This window comes from Pontimonas sp., from assembly GCF_031581085.1.
Lineage (GTDB): Bacteria > Actinomycetota > Actinomycetes > Actinomycetales > Microbacteriaceae > Pontimonas.
In genome coordinates, this window is sequence record NZ_JAVLBO010000003.1 from 53,356 (window position 1) to 76,797 (window position 23,442).

Annotated in this window: 20 protein-coding genes; 6 read left to right on the top strand and 14 right to left on the bottom strand. The window is 61.4% G+C overall.

Features of this window, described 5'->3' with window-relative positions; all coding sequences use genetic code 11:
• Nucleotides 1–27: 27 nt before the first annotated feature.
• From metG to RI518_RS02045, 6 genes are all read right to left on the bottom strand, one after another.
• On the bottom strand, nt 28–1,608 hold the full coding sequence (gene metG / locus RI518_RS02020) for a methionine--tRNA ligase (protein WP_310671838.1): 1,581 nt from the start codon (nt 1,606–1,608) through the stop codon (nt 28–30).
• 11 nt (nt 1,609–1,619) lie between these two features.
• A complete protein-coding gene (rsmI, locus tag RI518_RS02025; protein WP_310671837.1) occupies nt 1,620–2,432 on the bottom strand; it encodes a 16S rRNA (cytidine(1402)-2'-O)-methyltransferase in 813 nt (270 codons plus the stop codon).
• A gap of 32 nt (nt 2,433–2,464) precedes the next feature.
• Nucleotides 2,465–4,300 (bottom strand): thioredoxin domain-containing protein, encoded by a 1,836-nt coding sequence (locus tag RI518_RS02030; RefSeq protein ID WP_310689218.1) that lies wholly within the window; start codon nt 4,298–4,300, stop codon nt 2,465–2,467.
• A 442-nt stretch (nt 4,301–4,742) separates the two neighbouring features.
• The gene (locus RI518_RS02035; protein ID WP_310671835.1) at nt 4,743–5,579 is read right to left on the bottom strand and encodes an aldo/keto reductase; all 837 of its coding nucleotides are present in this window, start codon (nt 5,577–5,579) and stop codon (nt 4,743–4,745) included.
• 168 nt (nt 5,580–5,747) lie between these two features.
• On the bottom strand, nt 5,748–6,737 hold the full coding sequence (locus RI518_RS02040) for a ribonucleotide-diphosphate reductase subunit beta (protein WP_310671834.1): 990 nt from the start codon (nt 6,735–6,737) through the stop codon (nt 5,748–5,750).
• 172 nt (nt 6,738–6,909) lie between these two features.
• The gene (locus tag RI518_RS02045; protein WP_310671833.1) at nt 6,910–9,384 is read right to left on the bottom strand and encodes a ribonucleoside-diphosphate reductase subunit alpha; all 2,475 of its coding nucleotides are present in this window, start codon (nt 9,382–9,384) and stop codon (nt 6,910–6,912) included.
• A 318-nt stretch (nt 9,385–9,702) separates the two neighbouring features.
• Between RI518_RS02045 and RI518_RS02050 the strand changes: the two genes are divergently transcribed.
• Both RI518_RS02050 and RI518_RS02055 read left to right on the top strand, forming a co-directional pair.
• Complete coding sequence (locus RI518_RS02050) at nt 9,703–10,926, top strand: MFS transporter (protein WP_310671832.1); 1,224 nt, start codon at nt 9,703–9,705, stop codon at nt 10,924–10,926.
• 5 nt (nt 10,927–10,931) lie between these two features.
• Nucleotides 10,932–11,687 carry an alpha/beta hydrolase gene (locus RI518_RS02055; RefSeq protein ID WP_310671831.1) on the top strand — a complete coding sequence of 252 codons (756 nt, stop codon included), beginning with the start codon at nt 10,932–10,934 and terminating at the stop codon, nt 11,685–11,687.
• Here the strand turns inward: RI518_RS02055 and RI518_RS02060 are convergent.
• Nucleotides 11,684–12,514, bottom strand: coding sequence for an alpha/beta hydrolase (locus RI518_RS02060; protein WP_310671830.1), 831 nt, complete (start codon nt 12,512–12,514; stop codon nt 11,684–11,686). The two genes, RI518_RS02055 and RI518_RS02060, sit on opposite strands and share 4 nt — an antisense overlap.
• A gap of 94 nt (nt 12,515–12,608) precedes the next feature.
• On the opposite strand from RI518_RS02060, the gene RI518_RS02065 reads away from it, so the two are divergent.
• Nucleotides 12,609–13,520, top strand: coding sequence for a DUF4349 domain-containing protein (locus tag RI518_RS02065; protein ID WP_310671829.1), 912 nt, complete (start codon nt 12,609–12,611; stop codon nt 13,518–13,520).
• Nucleotides 13,521–13,560: 40 nt separating this feature from the next.
• Here the strand turns inward: RI518_RS02065 and RI518_RS02070 are convergent, their stop codons facing one another.
• From RI518_RS02070 to RI518_RS02090, 5 genes are all read right to left on the bottom strand, one after another.
• Nucleotides 13,561–14,028, bottom strand: a complete 468-nt coding sequence (locus RI518_RS02070) for a fasciclin domain-containing protein (RefSeq protein ID WP_310671828.1) — start codon at nt 14,026–14,028, stop codon at nt 13,561–13,563.
• A gap of 201 nt (nt 14,029–14,229) precedes the next feature.
• Nucleotides 14,230–14,520 (bottom strand): antibiotic biosynthesis monooxygenase family protein, encoded by a 291-nt coding sequence (locus tag RI518_RS02075; protein ID WP_310689219.1) that lies wholly within the window; start codon nt 14,518–14,520, stop codon nt 14,230–14,232.
• Nucleotides 14,521–14,604: 84 nt separating this feature from the next.
• A complete protein-coding gene (locus RI518_RS02080) occupies nt 14,605–15,201 on the bottom strand; it encodes a fasciclin domain-containing protein (RefSeq protein WP_310671825.1) in 597 nt (198 codons plus the stop codon).
• 320 nt (nt 15,202–15,521) lie between these two features.
• Nucleotides 15,522–15,860 carry a HigA family addiction module antitoxin gene (locus RI518_RS02085; RefSeq protein ID WP_310689220.1) on the bottom strand — a complete coding sequence of 113 codons (339 nt, stop codon included), beginning with the start codon at nt 15,858–15,860 and terminating at the stop codon, nt 15,522–15,524.
• Complete coding sequence (locus tag RI518_RS02090) at nt 15,847–16,197, bottom strand: type II toxin-antitoxin system RelE/ParE family toxin (RefSeq protein ID WP_310689221.1); 351 nt, start codon at nt 16,195–16,197, stop codon at nt 15,847–15,849. Before RI518_RS02090 ends, RI518_RS02085 begins: the two co-directional genes overlap by 14 nt.
• A 418-nt stretch (nt 16,198–16,615) precedes the next feature.
• Here RI518_RS02090 and RI518_RS02095 point away from each other — a divergent pair, with 418 nt between their 5' ends.
• The 3 genes from RI518_RS02095 (at nt 16,616) to RI518_RS02105 (ending at nt 19,419) form a co-directional block, all read left to right on the top strand.
• Complete coding sequence (locus tag RI518_RS02095) at nt 16,616–17,581, top strand: ribokinase (protein WP_310689222.1); 966 nt, start codon at nt 16,616–16,618, stop codon at nt 17,579–17,581.
• Nucleotides 17,582–17,686: 105 nt separating this feature from the next.
• Nucleotides 17,687–17,950: a hypothetical protein gene (locus RI518_RS02100; RefSeq protein ID WP_310689223.1), complete on the top strand. Its 264-nt coding sequence runs from the start codon at nt 17,687–17,689 to the stop codon at nt 17,948–17,950.
• Entirely contained in the window at nt 17,947–19,419 is a 1,473-nt protein-coding gene (locus tag RI518_RS02105) for a sodium:solute symporter family protein (RefSeq protein ID WP_310689224.1), read from the top strand. The genes RI518_RS02100 and RI518_RS02105 overlap by 4 nt, the downstream gene beginning before the upstream one ends.
• Before the next feature lie 41 nt (nt 19,420–19,460).
• Here the strand turns inward: RI518_RS02105 and RI518_RS02110 are convergent, their stop codons facing one another.
• Both RI518_RS02110 and RI518_RS02115 read right to left on the bottom strand, forming a co-directional pair.
• Nucleotides 19,461–19,712 carry a hypothetical protein gene (locus RI518_RS02110; protein ID WP_310672419.1) on the bottom strand — a complete coding sequence of 84 codons (252 nt, stop codon included), beginning with the start codon at nt 19,710–19,712 and terminating at the stop codon, nt 19,461–19,463.
• A gap of 235 nt (nt 19,713–19,947) precedes the next feature.
• The coding region (locus RI518_RS02115; RefSeq protein WP_310689225.1) for a fibronectin type III domain-containing protein at nt 19,948–23,442 on the bottom strand (3,495 nt) is incomplete at its 5' end.

Genomic DNA, 23,442 nt, shown 5'->3' on the forward strand with positions numbered 1-23,442 from the left:
GGAATTTTTTCGGATGCTGCCACTGCCCTACTCCGTATCAATCCTCGGAAACAGCGGCTCGAGCGCTCCCACCGAGTGCCCGGTGGGTAGGCCTTCTGCAGCACCCGCAGCGCTCAGCAATTGCTGGTCGAGTTCACCGAGCACCCGGGTACCCCCCAGGGCGCTCCAGAGCAGACCGCAGGCGTTTGGCATGACCGGCGAGTACAGCACAGCGAGTGCGCGCACACCATTTGCTGCGGTGTAGAGCACGGCGGCCAGGCGGCCCCTGGCCGCCTCGTCTTTGGCGACAACCCACGGTTGTTGCTCGGTGAGGTAGCCGTTTAATTCATCGACAATGACCCAGATGGCGGCGAGGGCCTCGTGCACCATGAATCGGTCCATCGCGGCGTTGGCCCTTGCCGTTTGCTCGGCCAGAACGTCGTGAATATGACGCTCCGCATCGCTCAAATCGGACTGCGCCACCTCGGGCACCACACCATCGAAGTAGCGGGTAATCATCGAGACCACCCGGGAGGACAGGTTGCCAAACCCGTTGGCCAATTCCGCCTCGTAGCGGGCGGCGAGGTCTTCCCAACTAAACGAACCGTCGGCACCAAAGGTGATAGCGCGCAAGAAGTAGTAGCGAAACGCATCGGAGCCGAAGACATCGGTGATGTCATTGGGGGCAATCCCGGTGAGTTTCGTTTTCGACATTTTTTCGCCACCGACCAGAAGCCAACCGTGAGCGAAGACCCGACGCGGTGGCTGAAGACCAGCGGCCATCAACATGGCCGGCCAAATGACCGCGTGGAATCGGGCGATGTCTTTTCCGACCAATTGGATTGCCGGCCAACGCCTCTCAAACTCCTGCTCGTCACTGCCCCAGCCGGTGGCCGTAATGTAGTTCAGGAGCGCTTCAAACCAGACATAGGTGACGTGGTCTTTATCGAAGGGCAATTCGATGCCCCAGTCGAGTTGGGCGCGCGAAATGGACAAATCGTCGAGTCCGCGGGTGACAAAGGCGATGATTTCGTTTCGCACACTCTCGGGCTGGATGAAGTCGGGCTGTTCCCGGTAGAGCTCCAGGAGCCGATCTTGAAAGTGGGAGAGCGTGAAGAAATAGTTGTTTTCTTTGAGCACCTCGACGGGACGGCCGTGACTGGGACACACCTTCTGACCCTCGAACTCGCCTTCACCGTCGACCAGGTCGGAGAGTTGTTTGTACTCCTCACAGCCCACACAGTAGAAACCTTCGTAGTCACCCTGGTAGATGAAGCCGCGGTCGTGCAGGAGGGTGAGAAACTTTTGTACGGCCTGTTCGTGTCGCGGGTCGGTGGTGCGAATGAAATCATCGTTAGCGATATCTAACGTTTCGAGCAGGGGCAACCAGGCTTTTTCGACGAGGTTATCCGCCCACTGTTGAGGCTCGACTCCGTTGGCCATTGCGGTGCGAAGAATTTTCTGACCGTGTTCGTCGGTGCCGGTCAACATCCACGCGTCTTTGCCGTTTTGTCGATTCCAGCGCGCCAAGACGTCAGCGGCTACCTGGGTGTAGCCGTGGCCGATGTGGGGTACGTCATTGACGTAAAAAATCGGTGTGGCGATGAAGAAAGACGAAGGTTCAGACATATCCCGCCATCCTACGCATCCGCTTCCAACCAAGCACGATAGAGCTCGGGTTTACTGTGCCCCGTGTGCCGGGCGATTGCTTTTGTCGCCTCGGTGGCCTTCTCGCCGGAGGCCACCCGCGCGGAGACCATCTCGACAGCCTGATCAAAGCTCACCCCGGACCCCTGTTGTCCGCGCACCACAAGGGTCACCTCACCTTTGACTCCCCCCGAAAACTCTTCGGCCAACGATTGCAGAGTCCCTCGCGCGATCTGCTCGAATTTCTTGGTGAGCTCCCGACACACCGTGGCTTCTCGCTCACCACCAAACACGTGCGCCATGTCGGCCAGGGTTCCCGGCAGACGATGGGGGGATTCGAAGAAAATCATGGTGCGTTTTTCATTGGCGAGTTCTTCGAGCGCTGCCAGCCGACCTTTTTTGGCCACAAAACCTTCAAAGCAAAATCGGTCGGTGGGAAGACCACTGGCAGCCAGTGCCGCGACCACGGCGTTGGGTCCCGGCAACACGCTGACGGGAATGGATCGCCGGTGGGCTTCTGCGACGAGGAGGTACCCGGGGTCGGAAATACCCGGCATTCCCGCGTCACTGACGAGCACCACCTGGTGGGCTGCCGCCACTGTCAACACCCGATCAATAACCCCGCTCTCATTGTGTTCGTGCAGCGGGCGCACCTCCGCAGAGGTCTCAATGCCCAGTTTGTTCATCAGTGAGCGAGTACTCCTGGTGTCTTCGGCGACAATCAGCCGGGCCTGCTGGAGGGCGTCGACAAGCCGCGGCGTGTGGTCACCGAGGTTTCCAATGGGCGTAGCGGCAACGAAGAGCACAGCCTCATTGTTTCAGCGCCACCCGGCTCGCCCTAATTGGCCCCCGTCAGTTCACTCACCACCGCCTCCGGGCTGGTGTGGGGCAACTGGCACACCCCGTCGCGGCAGACGTAGGCCGTGGGCACTTCAGCCTGTTCGCGGCCGGTGAAGAGAGAAAAGCCGCGCGTCGAAAAGGCCCGTGCCTGGTCTGGGTGTACCGCGAGCAGCAGCCAACCTGGCGGGGTGTGCTGGCGCGCCTCGGTCACCACCGGGTCATCGGGAGCGCCTGAGACCACGATCACCTCTCGCATGGCGTGTTCTATTCGCCACAGCACAGAAGCGAGACCACCAAAGCCCAGTGGCCGAAGGCTCACCGCCTCGGCGTAGCGACCGACGCTTCGCTCGGTGACCTCGCGGTACCCGGTAGCCCCGGTGAGTTGATGGAGCGTGAGTGTGGCGTGGGCGATGAGCGAAAGCCCCGAGGGCATCGCCCCTTCGGTCACATCACCAGAGATCGCATCCAGGCCCGACACAGTCGGATCACCCCCACCCGGGACGGCAAACTCCCCCTCGTCAGTGATGCAGGCGTCAACAAGCTCCCTGGCCTCGTCGGCCCATTCCACCTCGCCTGTCGCGACCGCCAACTCCAATAAGCCCCACGCCAGGCCGCCATAATCTTCCAGTGTTGCCGCGGCCGAGGAGAGCGTGCCATCCTTCGACATGCGCACCAGCCGCCCCGGCTCCACCCGGTGTAACTCCAGTAGCTCCCGGGTGATGGTGACCGCGAGGTCGAGCGGCTCACCTTCGACACCGCTCTGGGCTGCCTGGGCCAGGGCGCCAATGGCCATCCCGTTCCAGCCGGTCAGCACTTTGTCATCGATGGCGGGAGGGCTGAGCCCTTCGCGGGTCGCCCGGTCGGCCAGGTAGTAGCCACCCTCAACGCGGGAGCCATCAATGACACTTTCGCTGTCTTGGGCCGAGGCGAGACCCGTCTGAAGGCGCATCACCTGGCGGAAGAAGCGGACAATTCCTGCTGCCACATCCACCTGCCCCACGGCGGCATACAGCGCCAGCAACTGGGCGTTGTCGTAAAGCATGCGCTCATAGTGCGGCTCTGACCAGTCTCGTTTCGTGGCATATCGAAAAAAGCCACCCTCGAGGGGGTCCACCAGTGGCGAGGCGGCCATCGCCGCCAGGGTCCTGTTCACGAGAGCCGTTGCGTCAGGTTCGCCGGTCGTGTGCAGAAACTCCAACACGGGCGCAATGGGGAACTTGGGCGCGCTACCGAAACCGCCGAATTCTGTGTCTTCTTGGCTGATCAGGTGAGCAATGATGGCCTGCCAGTCTTCAGAGCTCAGCCGAAGCGGGTCGCGTTTTTTCGCCTCCGCATCGGCCTGCTTGATGGCCTCCCGAAGTCGAAGCGCGCCCTGATAGATCTCCTCGCGTTGAGCGCTCCAGGCCTGATTGACCGCGTCGATGGTCTGTCGAAAGGAGGGTATTTCTCCCCTGGGCGCTGGCGGCAGGTAGGTGGCGGCGTGGAACACATCACCTGCGGGGGTCGCAAAAAGGGTTAAGGGCCAGCCCAGCTGTTCAATAAACGCTCCCGCTTGAGTGAGGTAGTGGGAGTCCACTTCGGGGTGTTCCTCACGGTCGACTTTGATGGCCACCATCGAGTCGTTCACCAGCTCGCCGATCTCCCCATCGCTGAAGCTTTCACGGGCCATCACATGGCACCAGTGGCAGGTGGCATAGCCGATGCTGATCAGGACTGGCACATCCCGGCGCTTCGCCTCAGCGAAGGCCTCCGGGCCCCACGCCCACCAATCGACCGGGTTCGACGCGTGTTGTTGCAAGTAGGGACTGGTTGCCGATGCGAGACGGTTTGCCACTGCTGTCACTCCTCACGAGTGGACCACGTATGAGACCTGTCAATTGATGCGCGAGCTGCATCGGCCCCAGGTGCCACCGGTTGTGCCCACAGGCTACAACTCCACGCCTAAGAAGCCAGCCCCGAATGATGAGGAGACAACACGTGACTCGGTCCCGCTCGCTGCGGGAGTGTCAACTTTTTCGACCCAAACGAACCACGTGTTAAAAATTTCGGAAAAAGTTAACACATCGGGCGAATGGGTCAAATTTGGCAACACACTGGAATAGTTCCGACAAGCAGCTGCTTTTCAGGAGGTTAAACAACACACCACGCCACTGCCGAATGGCCAACAGCGAAACCCAGTAATCCGATGCCCACCGGGATAACCCGCCTGGCCTACAGTGTGGTGATCTCAGGCCAGAGAGGGGCTGACCTGACCGCGCGAGTGGTGGATCAGCGCCCTACCAGTTTCCTTCGTTCGGGTGGGTCCCTACCCGCATACCCTGATCCATCGCTTTCATCGCCGCCATATCCGAGGCGTCGAGCTCAAAATCGAACACCTCAAAATTTTCTTTCAGGCGTTCTTTCTTGGTGGTTTTCGGAAAGACGATCACGCCTTCTTGAATGTGCCAGCGCAGGATCACCTGGGGCAGAGTCTTGGAGTGTTTGGTCGCGATCTCGCTCAGGCCGGGCATCTCCTCAAGGGCGTATTTGGCCTGCCCCAGTGGGCCCCACGCTTCGGTGAGAATACCCCTGGGCTCCTGCACCCCTCGCAGCTCGCGCTGCTGCAGAGCGGGGTGTAGCTCTACCTGGTTCACGGCCGGAATCACCGAAGAGTGTTCTGCCAACCGGTCGAGGTGTTCTGGTTCGAAGTTTGATACCCCGATCGAGCGCACGAGACCCTCATCGCGCAGCTGCTCCAGCGCTTGCCAGGATTCGACATAGAGGTCGCGCTGGGGTGCCGGCCAGTGGATGAGATACAGGTCGACGTAGTCGAGTCCCAACTTCTCCAGGCTTTCTTCAAGCGCGGGCCGTGGTGCATCACTGCCCTGCTCGGTATTCCACAGTTTGGTGGTGATAAATAATTCGTCGCGGGCAATACCGCTCTCGGCGAGCGCCCGACCGACACCCTCCTCGTTTCGATACACCGCCGCGTTATCGATGTGGCGGTAGCCCACTTCGAGGGCATCTGTGACGACTCGCTGGGCCTCGTCTTGGGGGACAAGAAAGACCCCCAGCCCGAGTTGGGGAATGCGATAGCCGGAATTCAGAGTGAGCTCTGGAACAGTACTGGTCACGTGATCGTCCTTTCGTCGCCGACGGCCTCATTGTCCGTGTCCCCACAGCGTAGTGGGCACAAAAACACCAGTGGGAGGGGACTCCGTCGCTGTCCCCTCCCACTGTGCTGGGAAAAATCTACCGCGCTCTGGCGGTCCGTGGTATCCCCAATCCACGCTCGCGCGCGGTTAGACCTTCGCGGTCGACTGAGCGTTGACCTCGTACGAGGTGTTAGTCGATTCGAAGAAGTTGACCAACTGCAGAGTGTCGTTGGCCGTGGCCATCCACTTTGCGGGGTTGGACACGTTGTACTCGGTTTCGAATCCGAGCTCCTCGAGTCGGCGGTCAGCCAGGTACTTGACGTACTGGTTGATGTAGTTGGCGTTCAACCCGAGGATGCCGTTTGGCAACAGTTCGTGGTTGTACGCCTCTTCCATCTCCACGGCGTCGAGAATCATTTGACGAATCTCATTGGCAAACTCTGGAGTCTGCAGATCTTCGTTTTCTTCCAACACCGTGAGGATCAGGTTGATGCCGAACTTCAGGTGCAGCGATTCGTCGCGCACGATCCAGTCCACGAGCGAACCGAAGTTGCGCAGCAGGTTTCGCTGGCGGAAGCTCAGTGCCACCATGAAGCCGGAGTAGAACCAGATGCCCTCGAGGATGATGTTGTACGCCACGAGGTTTCGAATGAAGTCCTGCTTACCCTCGGTCGTGTTGACGTCGATGGTGTCTTCGGTCATCCGGCGGATGAACTTCACTTCGAAGTCTTCCTTGCGGGCCATCGCGTCGTTGTCCACGTGCTGGGCGTAGGCCTTCTCGCGGTCGATCGGGAAGGTCTCGAGCACGTACTCGAAGCTCATGCAGTGGTTGGCTTCTTCCCACATCTGCTTGGCGAGGTAAAGGTGCGCCTCGGGAGCGTTGATGTAGGGGTACACACCGAACGCAAGCGCCTTGTTGACGAGCAGTTCGCTGGGGTTGAAGTAGCTCATCAGGAAGGTGATGGCGTGGCGTTCTTCGTCCGACATCTTCTTGAAGTCGGCGATGTCTTCACCCAACTGAATTTCGTTGGGGAACCAGGTGTTGGCGACAGCCTGGTCGTAGAGGTCCATTGCCCAGCGGTATTTGACCGGTTTAAGCAGCAGACCTTCTTGGATTCCTGTTCCTAAAATTCCCATGAGGGGGTCCTTTCACGTAGTGGTGTGTTCGGTAGTGAGTGAGTGGGTTGTGTGATGAGGTGATCGGATCGTCACGCGGTGAGCTGCTACTGGCAGGACTCGCACTGGAGAAGATCCATCGGGTCAACGGGGACGAAGTAGTCCTCGTTGCCAGGGGTCTGAGTCGGATTCATCACTCACCCCCCTTGCTGGCTCCACCGAAGCCGAAGCCTTTTTTGGCGCCTGCACCAGCGGTCGCTGGGGCCGGTTCCGAGCTTCCCCCGGCGGCGCCAAATCCCTTACGCGGTGACGAGGAGCCACCACTCTGGTTGATTTGCTCGGACTTATTCACCTTGACCGTCGACTGTTCGGCGGTGTGGCGAGGCTTCATGTGCAGGTAGTAGGTCGTCTTCACTCCGCGCTTCCACGCCGAGGTGTAGATCGACATCAGGTCGTCGATGTCTCGAGTTTCGAGGTACATGTTTCGACTAATCGCCTGGTCAATCCACTTCTGCGCCCGCGCGGCGACCTCGAGGAAGGCGTACGGCGAAAGCTGGAAGCTCGTTTTGAAAGTCTCCTTGAGGTCTTCCGGGATTTCCGGGATTCCTTGGATGTCTCCCTGGCTCTGCAGGATGGTTTCGCGCGTTTTCTCCCACAGTCCGCGCTCGCGCAGGGCCTCGACGAGGTTGCGGTTGACCTCCAAGAACTTACCCGAGCTGGTCGAGCGGCTGAAGATTTGCGAGAACTGCGGGTCGAGCCCGGGGGTCGTTCCCGCGACCAGTCCGATCGACGCGGTCGGGGCGATCGCCATCAGGGTGGCGTTTCGCATTCCTCCCTTGACTTTCTCGCGCAGGGCATCCCAGTCCAAACGGGTCGTGCGGGGAACATCGATTTCCACACCCCGGTCGGCTTCCGCCAGGTCGACGGTATCGACCGGGACCAGTCCCTGTGACCAGCGCGAACCCTCGAAGTTCTTGTAGGCGCCGCGCTCTTTGGCGAGGTTGGCCGATTCGTCGATGGCGGCGTAGGACACGTGTTCCATGATTTCGTCGATGAGGTCGTAGGCCTCCTCGGATTCGTAGCTGTAGCCCAGGCGCTCGATGATGTCGGTGAAGCCCATCACCCCGAGACCCACGGCGCGGTTTTGCTCGTTGGAGAAGTCGGCCTCCTCCACGCTGGAGCGAGTGATGTCGATGAGGTTGTCCAGCTGGCGCACCGCCACCCGGGCGCTCTCGTCGACCAGGTCCCAATCCATCTTTCCGTCGATGAGGTGCATCGAGAGGTTGATGGAGGCGAGGTTGCACACCGAGACGTTGTCAACATCCTGGGGCAGACAGATTTCGGTGCACAGGTTCGACAGGTGGATCGTGCCGGTGTTGTTGTTGACCGCGCGATTGTTGATGGTGTCTTTCCAGGTCAGCCACGGGTGGCTGGTGCCCTGGAGAGAAATGAGGATGGCCTTGAACTGCTCCCTGGCGCCCATCTTCTTGAACATTTTCAGCTCGCCGGCTTCCGCCATGGCGGCATATTCGGCGTAGCGCTTCGAGAAGGCTTGACCGTAGAGCTCGTTGAGGTCGGAGACCTCGAGCGGGTCAAAGAGGTACCAGTCCTCGTCGTTTTGCACTCGCTTCATGAACTCATCGGAGATCCACACGGCGGTGTTCGCGGTGCGGGTGCGACGGTAGGGGTCACCGGAGTTTTGTCGAAGGTCCAAAAACTCGGGGAAATCCAGGTGCCAGTTTTCCATGTAGAAACACAGCGCCCCGAACTTTTTACCCCCGCGGCTGACCGCGCGCAGGACCGAGTCGATGGTGTGCATGAAGGGGATCGGACCGGTACTGCTGGTGTTGTTGGAGCGAATCGGTGAGCCCTGGGCGCGAAGCTTAGTTACTGACAGGCCGATGCCACCGGTGCCTTTAGTCAGCCACATCACATCGCGGGTGGTCTTCGCGATGTGTTCGATGTCGTCTTGCATTTCCATCACGAAGCAGTTGGCCAACTGCGGGTAGCTGGTGCCGCCGTTGACGAGGGTCGAACCGGCAGCGAGGTACTCCAGCTTGGACATTTTTTCGTAGAAGCGAACAGCCTGGGTGGTGGGGTCTTGCTCGTTTAAGGTCAGGCCCATCGCGATGCGCATCCAGAAGTACTGGGGCACTTCGAGCGGGTCACCGTTTCGGCCTTTAATGCCGTAGCGGTTGTTGAGGGTGACCACGCCGATGTACTTCAGTCGGTCGTCACGGGCGGGCTCGAGTGCCTCGGCGAGGCGATCGAGGTCAAAAAGTTGGGTGAGGCGAGAATCCAGCAGGCCTTCTTCGACACCGCGGGTGATGTTCTCCGCAAAGTGTGCGCGGTGGAGTTCTTTGAGCTCTTCGGGTGAGCGGTAGTCACCGAGTACACGCTTGTACAGGGTCTTCAGCAGGAGCCTGGCCGCCACGGTGTCGAAGGCGGGGTCATCTTTGACGTTTTGCAGGGCGACCTGGATGACCGCTTCGTCGAGCTGTTGGGTGGTGATGCCATCGAAGAGGGTCAATTCCAGTTCGCTGGCGATCTGGGTCACCCACGCAATGGAGTCGTCGAGGCCTTCGGCCGCCTTCTCGATGGCCAGGTTAATTTTGTTGGCGTCGTAGCCTTCTTTTTGGCCATCGCGCTTCACGACTGTGATGTTCACGTCTTCTCCTTACACCGGCCCTGCCGGGATCTTGTCTCTGTTGCGTGTGCTGCTGTCTAAAAACTCTCGGGGACGCCTCTAGGCCCCGATTTCACCCCGGAGCCAGCTCCGGTGGACCCTCGCGGGCCGGTGAGGCTTAATCACTATATCTATGGCCTCCGACAAGTGGTGAACCCTAGATATTGTGGGCGTGTCCTCCACACCTGTGGACAACTTCGCGGGGTTTTCCACAGGATTGTCGACCCACGCACACAGCCCAGAAGCGAGCTTTTCACTGACCACCGACACGCTTCCGGGAGGGCTTAGGCTGGCAACGCTGTGAACAGATACCGCGACTTGTTAACAACTCCCGGAGTGGCCCGAATTATCTCGGCGCAACTCACTGCCCGGCTGCCCTCCGGAATGATCTCGCTGGCCTACCTCATCCACGTCGAGCGCATCTTCGACTCTTACGGCCTCGCGGGTCTCGTCCTCGCCGCCACCAGCTTCGGTCAGGCGGCCGCGGGCCCGCTGACCAGCCGCTGGATGGGACTCTGGGGAATGCGGCCCGTGATCAACCTCACGCTCGTCGTCTCGATCGTGAGCATGGCCGCCATCGCGTTTATCGCGATGCCGCTGTGGGGCTACATGCTCTTTGGCTTAATCGGTGGCCTCGCCACTCCTCCCATTCAACCCGCAGTGCGCACCATCTACCCCAAAATGGTGACCTCCAAACAACTCGTGCCGCTGTTTTCTCTCGACGCCTCCGCCCAAGAAATCATTTGGGTGATGGGCCCGGTCATCACCACGGTGCTGGCCATCCAAGTCTCCCCGCCGGTCGCCATCATCGTCGCCGGCGTCTTCCTCATTGTGGGTGGGGTGTGGTTTGTCAGCTCCCCCGAACTCGGCACGGTGCGCATTCCGCCCAATAAGGGCCGAATCGGCCGGGTGCTCCAAAAACCCCCCGTACTGTTGGCCACCGTCACCGGCTTTTTGCTGATCGGCGCGGCCGCCGCCGTCGAAGTCGCCGTCGTCTCCGTCTTTGGCGAAACCGGCCCCCAAGCCGGAGCGGTACTCGCCCTGTGGGCGATCGCGTCACTGATCGGCGGGCTCGCCTTAGGGGGCGTGAAAATTGGCCCCTGGGCGCTCACCGTGCGCATGGCGCTGGTGACCGTGGGAATGGCCCTGGCGCTGGGCAGCACCGATTTCTGGTGGCTGGTCGCGACGCTATCGATCGCCGGAGCCGGACTCGCTCCGGCGATGGCCGTCATGTTCGCAATCGTCTCCTCGAGCGTCAAATTTTCTGAAACCGCAGAGTCTTACGGCTGGGTCGGCTCCGGGCAACTCATCGGTGCAGCGCTGGGGTCCGCGATCGCCGGTTTTGCCATCGACGGCTACGGGTCGATCGGGGGGTTTGCGACCGCGCTGGTCTTCTCTCTCGTCGGCACCCTGGTCGCGCTTGCCTTCAAACGCTCGCACCCGGACTTGCGCGAGCGCGACCCCAGCCCCCTGCCCGACACTGAACCCGTCTCCATCATCCGTCCGATACCGCCGGTAGCCTAGGGGTCATGAGCACCCTCACCCTGCCCCGAATCGGCTGGGGGGATGAACACTCCACCCGCCACGCCCTCATCGTGCACGGCCTCGGCTCGTCCGCCCACACGGGCTGGTACATCGGTAGCGGTCTGGCAGAAGCCGGCTGGTACGCCACCGCCGTCGATTTGCGCGGCCACGGCAGCGCTCCCCGAGCGCCGCGCTATCGCATCAGCGATTTTGCCGCCGACCTGTCCGAGACCCGCCCGGCACACGGGGGCGCCTGGGATGTCGTCATCGGCCACTCCATTGGGGCCGCCGCCAGCGTCGTCGCCCAATCGACCTCACCGCGCTGGGCGCGGAAGCTGATTCTGCTCGATCCGGCTCTGGCGCTCACCGCCGAGCGAAAAGAACTGGTGCGCACCGGCCAGCTCTACGGCCACGACGAACTCACCGAAGCGGAAGTCGCCAGAGACAACCCGCACTGGCACCCACTCGATGTGGAACTGCGAGTGCGCTCGACCCGCCAGGCCAGTCGCTTTGCGCTCGAAGCGGCGGTGGCCGATAACCCCGACTGGGATGTCACCGAACAGGCCGCACAGGTCAACGTGTCGACGCTGATTCTGGGCGGTGACCCGGCGGTGGATTCGATGTTCACCGGCGACCACGCCGCCGCCGTGCTGGAGTCAAACCCGCTGATGAGCCACGTGGTCATCGCCGGCGCCGGCCACAGCGTCCACCGCGATAGGCCCGAGGAAACCCTCAGCCAGATCGTGCGCGCTCTCGTTTAGTCGCCACCGACCAGGCGAATCGGCGCCGTCGGCGGCGACGGGTCGCCAATGATGCGCACCAACTCGTCGGCCATCTTGGGGCGAATCACGTGATCGACCGCGTCGACTTTTGTGGTGGCCACCCCGCGCATTCGCTCGATCACTCGAAGCCCCGCGGGGGCTAAGAACGGGTCGAGGGTGCCGTAAATCAGGTCGACCGGCGCTTTCACCTGGGCCAAGTCATACACCGTCGACTGGGATTCGATGCAGCGCTCCAAGGAGAGCGAAAACGCCCTCCAATTATCTTCCGAGACGTCGACCAGTCCGCGAATGGGCGAAATGCGCTCGAGAGCGTGCGCGGCCGTTTGGGTGAAACCGGGGTTTTCCCTCATGAAGTGATACAGCCTCTTATACACATCCATTTGGGCGCGATCGAGTGGATCGGCCATCGTGTCACTGGGTAAATACACCGGCGGGGCGACCACCACTAAATGCTTCACGTATTTGGGGTATTTCGAGGCCAACCGAATCGCGATCAGTGAGCCCAACGAATGCCCCACCAGCGTCAAAGGGGTCTTAATCGTGAGCCGCTGCAGGGTGGTCAATACCGCGTCGACGTGCTCATCGAGAGTGAACTGGGCGTCATCGGGGGCCACCGAGTGGCCAAAGCCCAGTAGGTCCACCGCCACCACGTGATGCTTCGGCGTGAGCTCAGAAATCACATTGTGATAGGTCACCGAAGACGACGCGATTCCGTGGAGGAGTAACACCGGTGGGCCTTTTCCCTCATCGGTGGCCACGTGCAAAGGAGGAGTGCGCCGAAAAGGCCAGATACCTCGAACCGCCATACCTTCAGTATGCCCCCGCTGTGGCCGGCACGGTTTCCCCCATCATTGAGCCCCTCCATAGAAATCGCGTCCCCAAAAGCCATACTCTGTCGCCATGAAGACCTCTCAACGCCTCGCCCTCGCCGGTGCGCTCGCCCTCACCGGTGTGCTCGCCCTCGCCGGTTGCACCAGCGCCGACACGAGCACCGACCGCGTGAGCGGGGTGGAGACGGCAGAGTCCCTCGCCCCCTCATACTCGAACGACGCCCTCACCCAGGAGATGGCCCCCGGAAGTCAAGAGGGTGGTCAGGAAAGCACCCCGCAGGGCGCCGGTGCTGACTCGGCCGAGCGATCCCAGATCATCACCGGCGATTTATACCTCACCGCGGAGGACCCCCTCGCCACCGCCGATGCGGTCGAAACACAAGTGAACGCTGCCGGCGGCCGGGTCGACTCACGAAGCGAAACGGCGCAAATCGATGGCAACACCCCCCGCGCGTCACTGTGGGTGCGAATTCCCGCGGACGCACTCGAAGACACCCTGGACGCCATTGAGGCCCTGGGCGTACTGGAATCCAAGACGCTGTCCAACCAAGACGTCACCCTGCAGGTGGTGGACCTGGATGCGCGCATAGCGGTGTTGGAGGGAAGCATCGAGCGCCTGCAAGAACTTCTCGAGGACGCTGCCAGCACGGCCGACCTCGTCGAAATCGAAACGGCCCTCTCCGAGCGACAGGGTGAACTGGATTCGCTGAACTCGCAGCGAAACTACTTAAGCGACCAGGTCCAATACGCCTCCATCGGAGTCGATATTCGCTCCCCCGAAGACGCCCCGGAGCGCGAGCCAGACGGCTTTGTCGACGGAATCGTCGCCGGCTGGCAGGCGATGCTCGCCTTCTTCGCCGGAAGCATCGTCTTCTTCGGAGTGATCGTGCCGTGGCTTGGCCTACTCGTCGCCCTCAGTATCGTGCTGTGGATTGCCCTGCGGATTCGGCGGCGAAACACGACGCGCCGTGGCGGGGACTAAACCCCGGCCACGGCGCGCATCCCCTAGGGGGAAGGGGTCGCTAGGCCACCAGTGCGGCGGCGTCGACTCCCGGGGGAAGAATCACTGCGTCGATGACGTGGATGACACCGTTTGAGGCCAACACGTCGGTCGCGGTGACCGTGGCGGAACCGTTTAAGGTGACCGTGTCGCCGACGTTCACGGCGATGCTCGAACCTTCAACGCTTGCCACATCTCCGGTAGTGACCTCGGCGGCCATCACCTTGCCGGGGACCACGTGGTAGGTGAGGACCTTGGTCAACACCTCGCGGTTGTCCTCGACCAGTAGTGCCTCAACGACACCATCGGGCAGTGCGCTAAAGGCGTCGTCGCTGGGGGCAAACACCGTGAAGGGGCCTTCGCCTTGGAGGGTTTCGACCAAGCCAGCGGCGCTCACCGCGGCGACGAGGGTGCTAAAGCTTCCCGCTTCGGTGGCAACAGCGACAATGTCGCCTGGTTCGTTGGGTGATTCGTTGTGCGAATCAGTCATAGTGATCTCCTTTATGGGGATGGCCCGCCAGGTGTGAACGTGCACGACCTCGCGCGACGGGCCGAAGCGCGGTGATGTTCTCACGCTAGGAGCACGAGGTGGCGGGGAGATGTCCAGCGGGTGTGCGGGCGCCCTGAATACCGATACCCACGGCCAGCCCACAGCCTGTGGCCCGCTCCGGGCGTGTTGGGGGTAAGACACTCACCGCGCGGAATACATTTCACGGCGCGTGGCAGCCGCCGCCAATAAGGGCGTGAGGTCTCTTTTCAGCCGAGCGATCGCCGGCTGATCGAAATGGGCCTGCCAGTCTTCCCTGCTCGACCACCGCTCGATAAGCCACACCGTGTCATCCACCGCGCGGTAGAGCTCATACGCTTCGCACCCCGCAGCACCGCGTATTTCCTCGAGCTCACGCGCGACCACGGTCTGAACCTCATCGGCGCATCCCGGCAAAGGCTCCAGTGTCACCACCACCGTGCACGGGTTCGCCATGGCGACAGTGTAGGTCGCGGGGGTGAGTGGGGGACGAAAAAGGGCCGGTGGCATACGCCACCGGCCCTTTCACGAGTCGATTACTTACTCGACGAGTGTTGCGGGGTCCACGCCCTCGGGCAGGATGACCTGGTCGATCACGTGGATGACACCGTTGGAGGCTTCCACGTCAGTGGTCACCACCGTGGCGGTGCCGTTCAGGGTCACCTGGTCACCGACCTCGATCGCGACGGTGGAGCCTTCGACGGTGGCGACATCACCGGTGGTGACATCGGCAGCCATTACTTCACCGGGCACTACGTGGTAGGTGAGGATCTGCTGGAGAACTTCGAGGTTCTCTTCCAGGAGGAGTGCGTCGAGCACGCCTTCGGGTAGCGCAGCGAATGCCTCATCGGTGGGAGCGAAGACCGTGAACGGGCCCTCTCCCTGAAGAGTCTCGACCAATCCGGCGGCGTCAATCGCGGCGACAAGAGTGGAGAATGAACCCGCCTCTGTGGCGACGGCGACGATGTCTCCGGCTTCGGGCTCGACAGCGGGCTCGGTCTCTTCTTCGACCGCGTCCGTCTCTTCGACGTTTTCTTCAACCGTTTCTTCGACGGTTTCTTCCATTTCTGGGGCGACCTCTTCGTCGGCTGCGGCGCAGCCAGAGAGCACCAGAGTGGCTGCTGCAAGTCCAGCCATCAGGGTTTTCTTCATGTGTTACCTCCGTGATTGTGTTCAGAAGTGATGCACACGCCACCGCGGCTGTTTGCCGGGTGGCGCTAAGACGAACGTAGGCAGCCCAGATGTTCACCGGCTGTTTACCCGATGCGAAGGGGGTAAGGATGAGCACCGAATAGGTGGTGTAAAGCCTTGGCGTGAGCTGTACGCCTGGAAAAGTTTTCTCGAAAAAGTCTTCCCCGAGAATAAGAGGGAGAAAGGGAGAAAAAACGAGAGAGGGAAAAGGGCTCAGCGGTCGACCGCTCTCACAACACACGCTTCATGTGTGACGCCCTTAGCACTCACCCCTTGTGAGGCTGAATGCGAGCGTACGTCTCGCGATGGGCGTGGGCCGTGCGAGACAACTCCCAATTGGTTTGCAAGCTGAGCCAAAACTGGGGAGTGGTGGAGAAAAACGCCGCCAAGCGCAGCGCGGTATCCGCGCTGATTGCCCGCTTGCCACGAATAATTTCACTGATGCGAATGGGGGGCACAGCTATTGCGCGGGCAAGGCCGCGTTGCGTAATGCGGGCCGGGCGCAGGAAATCTTTCAACAAGATGTCTCCGGGCGCAGCTGCGGCAGCCATCGGCTGCTGGCGGTTTCGAGGAATCAGCGTCCGAGAACTGTCAGTGATAGTCAATGATTTCAACCTCCTCCGGCCCGTCAGGACCCCAACGAAAAATAATGCGCCACTGTCTGCCTATCCGAATACTCCACATGCCCAAGTGATTCCCCCGTAATTTCTCCAGAGCGAGCCCTCTCGTGGCGTGGAGATCGGACAGGGCATGGGCTGCCTCCAACACCGTCAGCCGGGCCAACGCAGCGAGACAAAGCCTTGGATGCCACCGCGGTGGGCATTGACCATAAAACATCTTTTCTGTCGCGGCAGTCCCAAAAGAGCAAACCACGCGCAAAACGTAACGCGTCCCGTTACATTGTTGCACAAGTTGTCCCCAGTCCACTCTCTTCCGACACATATTCGTCAGTCTGATGCGCCGAATGAGGGCAACAGCCTGCAAGGAGCACCGTGCCCCGAGCACACTATTTACCCGCGCGGGAGGGACCCGAAATGTTCAGCCCGCACCACGTGAGGGCTGACGCCCCACACGATCATCTGCGCTGGAGGACCCGAGCCTCGCGACTAGGGTCCCAGCAGGGCTAGAGGCACGACGGCGACGCCATCGGGGCGCCGGCCGTCAGAGCTGTTGCCTGTTATACCTCTACGCAGGTTTCTGTTATACCTCTACGCAGGTTTCTGTTATACCTCTACGCAGGTTTCTGTTATACCTCTACGCAGGTTTCTGTTGAACATCTGTGCGCTCGCCGTAAATCCCCATCGCGATACAGTCTCCAGACGACGTATTTCGTCGCTGGAGGTCTCACCGAGGGGGTCCGATGAGTCAGGCTGACATCGTCGTGTTGGGAAATAGCAATGTCGATCTCAACGCCTACCTGCCACACACTCCCACCGAGGGCGAAACCGTCATCGCGACAGATTTCCAGATGGGCCTCGGGGGCAAGGGAGCGAACCAGGCCGTGGCCGCTTCTCGCGCCGGCGCGGGCGTCAGTTTTATTGGCGCCCTCGGCGACGATTCTTTTGCGACCATGATGCGCACTGGCCTGGAGGCGGAGAATATCGACCTGGAGCACCTGCTCGTCGTGCCGGGACCTTCCGCAAACGCCACAATCTGGGTTGAGCCCTCCGGTGCGAACCGCATCGCGGTGTTTCTTGGCGCCTCAGCGCACTTAGAGCCCGATTCGGTCGGGCAGGCCGTCGGGGCCCACCCCGGAGCGGGCTACTTCATCAGCCAACTCGAGCTCCACCAAGACGTCGTGCATGCAGGGCTGGTGAGCGCGAAGGCGGCCGGTCTCACCACTGTTCTCAACACCGCGCCCTTTGGTGACCTACAGCCCGGCATTCTCGAACACACCGATTGGCTGATTGCCAACGAAATTGAGACCGAGGCACTCCTGGCCGGCCACGGAATGACCATCTCACTCGATGGCCCGCTCGATGACATCCTCGCCGCACTCCCCGACTGGGCGAGCGCAATTGGCTGCCATCTGATCGTCACACTGGGCTCACACGGCGCGGTGGGCTATCGACTGGGAGAGCGGCCATTTTTCACCCCCGCTCCCGCCGTAACCCCGATCGACACGGTGGGTGCCGGCGACTGCTGTGTGGGCTATTTCGTCGCGCTGCTCAGTCACGGCTTCTCCTGGCAGCAAGCACTCCACGCTGCAGTACACGCCGCATCATCCAGCGTGGAACGCCCGGGAGCGCAAGCCTCCTACCCGGCAGCGAGCGAGGCCGAAGCGTTTTTTCGCCTCGCCCGCGAAGCCAACGGCACAGACACCTAGGCACTAGGGCAGCCCTCGCCGCCGTCGCCGTGCGGTGGCCGCGCTGTGGTGGTGTCGTGGAGGGTTTATTGACAGGCTGGAATCACACCGCACGCGGGAGAACACATGGACGAAACAGACAAAGAACACGAACAACGAGAACACGAACAACACGACCATGAACGCTCCCTGGCCCAGAGACCACGTCGGGGTTTTCGGCCGTGGCTGGTGGTCGTGGCGCTGAGTGTGGCCTCGGCCTTCATCGTTCCGTACCTGTGGCTCTCGCCGCTGGTGGGCTCCTTTGCCGTTTACGGCTTCTGGACCGGCTTTTCCCTGGTGGTGGCCGGCTTTATCTACTGGGGTGTGGCCAGCTGGAGGGATGACGAATGATTTCTAGCACCCTGATCTGGTTGTCCATCGGTGCCTTCACCGCTCTGGGAATCACCCTGGCCATCGTGGCCACTCGGGCGAATCGCGGCACCGCCACCGATTATTTCCTCGCCGGGCGCACCACCGGTTCAATCGTCGCGGGTTTGAGCTACGCGGCGACCACCTACTCCGCGTTCATGCTCGTCGTCCTCACCGGTTTGACCTACCGCGGTGGGGTTGGCGCGCTCGGTTTTGAACTGGTCTACTTCGCCGGCTTGAGCCTGCTGGTGATCTTTGCGCCGCGCTACTGGCTGGCCTCGAAGAGGTGGGGGTTTATTTCCCCCACCGAAATGTTTGGTGCCCGCTACGGCGATCGCCGAGTCTCACGGTTGATGGCGCTGCTCTCGCTCGTCTTCCTGCTGCCCTACTGCACCACCCAAATGGCCGGTATTGGACTTCTGCTCTCCGGGGTTACCGACGACTCGTTCGACCTGTTCCAAGCGGTACTCATCGGAGCGGTACTCGCGATTGTCTGGACGCTGTTTGCCGGATTGCGCTCGGTGGCGTGGACCGACGCTGCCCAAGCGGCCATGATGCTCATCAGTGGCCTGATCGCGGTCGGGTTCGCCATCGCCGCCCTCGGCGGCGTCGACGGTTTCGTCTCACTCACCCTCGAGAACAACCCCGAATGGTTGAGCGTTCCCGGTCCGGGGCTGTGGAGTCTGGGGACATTTATCGCTCTGGCCGTGCCGTGGTTCTTTTTTGCCATCTCCAACCCGCAGGTGGCCCAGCGGCTGTTCATCATTAAAGATTTCCGGTCCATGCGCAACATGGTGCTGTGGGTTTTAGGCTTCGGCCTGGTATTCACCCAGGTCGCCGTGGTGTGGGGGTTTATCGCCCTTCAGGTCGCCCCCGATTTGGACAACACCTCTAACGCCTCCCCCGCTTTGCTCAACAGCGGGCTGATCCCGGTGCCGGTGGTGTTATTTCTGGTGGTGGGTATTTTGGCGGCCGCCATTTCCACGCTGGACTCAATCGCCCTCACCCTCGGCTCCATGGTGGCCAGGGATTTCTCCCGCCAACGCGGCGTGAAGGATCGCACCCAAATCGTGATCGGACGCACTGTGGTTGTGGTCGTGATCGTCTTCGCCAGTTACTTTGCCCTGCAGTCGGCCGACATTGTCGACCAGTTGGCGTCGCTCTCCGCAGCGGGACTGATGGTCATGGTGCCGACGATTGTGGGGGCGTTTTTTTGGCGGCGTGCGACCCACTGGGGCGCACTCGCCTCCCTGCTGGGTGGGGCGATTACCGCCGTGTGGCTGGCATTGTTCCAAGGCGTCAGCGTGTTTAATCCGCTTCTTGTCGGCAGTGTGGCGGGCGTCAGTGTGCTGGGCTTTGTCGCCGTCAGCCTCATCACCAAAGCCCACCCGGATGCTCTGGATTTCCGCGGGGAGCTCGCACCGTTACTGGCCACACACCGCGCCTGGTAACCACAAAGCGAGGCCCATCTCCCCGACCAGTTGCGCCCTGGCTAGCGAGGCAGAAACAGCGCCGTAATCAGGGTGATGACCAGGATGATCAGTCCGAGCACCATGAGGTCCACCCCAAAAGCCTGTGGCCGGGGCACGGGTGGCTGGTCAAAGTCGTCGTCCGCACCACGGTCGGTGCGCCGGGAGGAGAAGTCTTTCCACCAACTGCTGGTCACCCACAGCAAAAAGCCCCCAATGAAGCTTGCGCCCGCGATCGCCCACAACCAGCTGAGCCAGTCGGTCTCCGTCAACACGCTCGACCCCTCTCCTCATCGACAGGCTAAGCCCCGAGGATGGTGCCAACCTCAATGCAGCCCCGCACCGCAACACGGAGGTGAGGTGCGGGTGCCCGTCTCGCCGCGTCCGCGCCGGGGAGAACACACCCGGGGAACCGGGTGTTGGGGTTGACAGAAGCGATAGCCCGTGGCCGCTCGAGAGCGCCCAGTGTGCCGAGCGCTTTTCAAGCCCATCGTCGGCCCACCCGCCGTCCTAGCCTTCAGCTCGACGCCATCTCCTAGAGAGTGTCACCGCCAGCAGAGCGAGGGCGAGCAGGATGAGTGTGGACCAGAGAACGAGCGACCCTGCGCTTAGCACCGTGGGGGGCGCGGGGGGTTGTTCGATCGTGACCCCGAGATTCACGGCCTTGGTGTACCCATCGGGGCCCACCCCTTGGAGTTGAAGGGTGTGGTCACCGACTGTGGCAAAGCGTCCATCGAGGTAAAAATCGGTGTCAAAGGAGCCGTCTTCCGCGACAATCACACTGCCCAGGAGGGTCGGCTCGCTAAAGAGCCAGACATCGACACGAGTCGCGGCTTGAAAGCCCGAACCGGAGGCCCTCGCCACGCGCTCTTGAACAAGTCGAACCTCGGCCGAGCCCTCCTGGTCCCTGACTTCGCCGCCGTCCTCACCGACGGTCACGGCGAACGTCCATTCCCCATTGGTCATCTCCACCCGCCCAGGCTCGGGAAACGCCGTGACGCGAAAAGCTTCGGGGATGCCCGCCGATGTGGCCAGAGACTGACCGCGCACAAGATCGGGCAACTGCCCCACCTCACGGTTGGGCTCCGGCGCTGGGGCTCCCTGGGCAATATTGACCGGGATTTCCACCACGGTTTGATTCCCCTCAGCGTCGTAGCCGACCATTTGGACCATGGTCGGGCCGACCGGCAAAGGCCTTTCGTCGGCCCCGGCGGCAAAAGTCATTCCTCCCTCGAAGGTGCCGTCCGAGTGAACCGGTACGCGCCCGATTTCCCGCCCATCTCCACCGCTCAGGAACACCTGCAGACTCGAGCCGGGCAGTAAACCACCCCCGGAGAGCTCCGGGTCCTGCCCGGGCCCCAGCGTCACGCCACCACCGGCGGGAATAGTGGTGCCTTGCCCGGGGGGACGCCCCGGCAAAAGACCGAGGCGGAAGGTGCCGGTCTGAACATCAACCCCTCCATCGTTTCGGGGGGTGGAGGTGACCGGTGCCGGGACACCGCCCACATATGCCCTCGGTCCCGTGCCGGTGGGAGGATTCGGGGGTTGGAACGGTCCGTCCATCACTTCTGGGCGTGGCGCCGGCGACGGGGGGAGGGGCAATCGGGGAGAGCCCGGTAGGCCGGGCCCCGCAGTGGGCAACCGGGGGGGAGCAGGTGTCGTGGTGGGCTGGCGGTCGTCATCGTCGTCATCGGAACCGGACGAACCCCCCGGCATGGTGATGGCGACGGTCGCTACTGACCCCGTTCCGATCAGGTTGGTTGCCCCCACCGTGAAGGTGACTCGGGAACCGGCGGTGAGGCCGGTCAGTGAACAAAACGCATCGGTTGCGTTGTCGAAACTGCAGGTGAGGTTCGCGTTGTAACCGGAAATGGTGGCACCACCGTCATCGAGTGGAGCAGTCCAGGCCGCCGCTGCCGTCGTGTTCGACAGTGCGGTCAGTGTCAGACCAGTCGGAGCATCCGGCACTGTTGCGGGAACACCGAGCGCTGTCGCCGTATTCGACGACAGCTCTTCGCCGTTCACCGACGAAATGGTGACCACTTTGACGTCATAGGCCGTGCCGTTAGTCAGGCCCGTGATGGTGTACGTCTCAGTGTTGACCGTACTGATGGACACGGGGCTACTCCACGAATTGCCGCGCACTCGGTAAAACAGCTCATACTCGGTGAATGTGCCCCCACCGAAGCTCGTCGCCTTCGACCAGTTCACCACCAGTTGCTCGTCGCCGGGAGTGGTCGCGAGCGCTGAGACCGAATCGGGAATGGTGGCCGGGGTAATCGACGGTGACGAATCAGAAGCAGGGCCCACACCGGCAGCGTTAATCGCCGCAATCGTGAGGGTGTAGGCCTCACCGTTGGTGAGCCCTGTGATGGTGCAGGGCGAAGTGGTCGAACAGTCAGGTTTCGTCACACTGCCACCTGAGCTGGTCGCCACCACCTGATAGCCATCAATGGCGTCGCCACCGGTTGAGCCGGGTGCACCAAAGGCAACGGTCACCGACGAGTCACCAAACGACACCGAAGTGATCGACGGTTTCCCGGCAAGTACCGGCGAAATCGTGAAGGTCCTGGTCACATCGGATGCCGCCGCGTAGGAATCATCTCCGGCGGAAGAGGCCGTGACGGTGCAGTCACCCACGGTTTTGATGTTGATCACACCGGTACTGGAGTCCACCCCACACACTGAGGATGTGCTGGTGGCGTAGGTGATCTCTCGGTCAGACGACACGGATGCTCCCGCACTAAAGGCCGGATCATCAAAGTCCTTGCCGGAAATGGCGGGGAAAGAAATCGTTTGGTTAATTTTTCCCGCCACGATGGTTTGGGTCACGGAAGGTGCCGCGTTGTAGTCATCGCCCTCGCTTTGGCTTGCCTCAATCACACAGGTGCCCGATGTGAGGAACGTCACCACACCAGATGAAATCGAACACACCGTGTCACGGCCCGTAGTGATATCAAAGGACACCGTCTCGCCGGAGGTCGCCGTGGCCGTGGGGGTGTAGGTCGTACCCGAGACAGCCGATACCGGCACAGAAGAGGTGAAGTTAATGCTCTGGTTGGCTTTATTGACCGTGATGGTGAAATTCGACGTGGTCTGGGCGTTGTAGTTGGTACTGGCCGCGCGGGTAGCCGTCACCACACAGCTTCCGGCACCACTGGTCGTGACCGTGGAGTCCGTCACCGAACAGGGACCCGACACGTAGTCGTAGGACAAGCCTCCCGAACCGGACCCACCAATGGCGACCAACTCGAGTGATTCACCAAACGTCATCGATGACGCCGAAGCAAAAGACAGTGTCGCCTGATTGACCTTATTAATGCTCGCCGTGGGGGTTGAGGCGACAGTGACGGTGTAGCGATCGGAGCGGTCGCCAGACAACACTCCGTCCCCGAGAGTCACAGAGACTGGTTTGGAAGACCCAGCGTCGGGATTAGCAAACGCCGCCGTGATCTCATCGGACACGACTGAGACGGAGTCGTCCGACACCAAGCCGCTGAGCGAGGGTGACGCGACTGTGGCCGCGGACGACCCGTCATAGTCCTTGTCGTCAATCGATACCGTCATGGTGAGTGCTTTGGGTGCAATCGTGAAAGAACGCACCACATCGGTCGCTGCCGCATAGCTATCCGTTCCCGACTGTGAGGCAGTGAGCGTGCAGGTGCCAACAGACACAATCGTCACGGTCGTGCCGGAGACGGTGCAAATATCGGCGTCGCTATGGGTCACAGTCACGGACTCCGATGAACTGGCGCTCGCGGTGAGAGAAAAAGACGAATCGCCGTACGTCTTATCGCCCGGTGCGGTAAAGGTAATGGTCTGCGCGGTCTTCGTCACCGTGAGGGTGACATCCGTCGTCGCCGATTGGTACTTACCACCCTCTGAGGCCGTCGCTCGAATCACACAGGTTCCGGTCGCACTGAACGTCACCGTTGGGGTATCGCTATCATCAATATCGCACGACGGGACACCCTCGGTCTGCACTGAATATTGGATATCCACACC

Bases quoted from the DNA above. Each gene is read 5' to 3' on its own strand.
- metG (WP_310671838.1), bottom strand. From the start codon at position 1,608: ATGTCTGAACCTTCGTCTTTCTTCATCGCCACACCGATTTTTTACGTC.
- RI518_RS02040 (WP_310671834.1), bottom strand. From the start codon at position 6,737: ATGGGAATTTTAGGAACAGGAATCCAAGAAGGTCTGCTGCTTAAACCG.
- RI518_RS02055 (WP_310671831.1), top strand. From the start codon at position 10,932: ATGAGCACCCTCACCCTGCCCCGAATCGGCTGGGGGGATGAACACTCC.
- RI518_RS02060 (WP_310671830.1), bottom strand. From the start codon at position 12,514: ATGGCGGTTCGAGGTATCTGGCCTTTTCGGCGCACTCCTCCTTTGCAC.
- RI518_RS02065 (WP_310671829.1), top strand. From the start codon at position 12,609: ATGAAGACCTCTCAACGCCTCGCCCTCGCCGGTGCGCTCGCCCTCACC.
- RI518_RS02070 (WP_310671828.1), bottom strand. From the start codon at position 14,028: ATGACTGATTCGCACAACGAATCACCCAACGAACCAGGCGACATTGTC.
- RI518_RS02075 (WP_310689219.1), bottom strand. From the start codon at position 14,520: ATGGCGAACCCGTGCACGGTGGTGGTGACACTGGAGCCTTTGCCGGGA.
- RI518_RS02080 (WP_310671825.1), bottom strand. From the start codon at position 15,201: ATGGCTGGACTTGCAGCAGCCACTCTGGTGCTCTCTGGCTGCGCCGCA.
- RI518_RS02090 (WP_310689221.1), bottom strand. From the start codon at position 16,197: ATGTGTCGGAAGAGAGTGGACTGGGGACAACTTGTGCAACAATGTAAC.
- RI518_RS02095 (WP_310689222.1), top strand. From the start codon at position 16,616: ATGAGTCAGGCTGACATCGTCGTGTTGGGAAATAGCAATGTCGATCTC.
- RI518_RS02100 (WP_310689223.1), top strand. From the start codon at position 17,687: ATGGACGAAACAGACAAAGAACACGAACAACGAGAACACGAACAACAC.
- RI518_RS02105 (WP_310689224.1), top strand. From the start codon at position 17,947: ATGATTTCTAGCACCCTGATCTGGTTGTCCATCGGTGCCTTCACCGCT.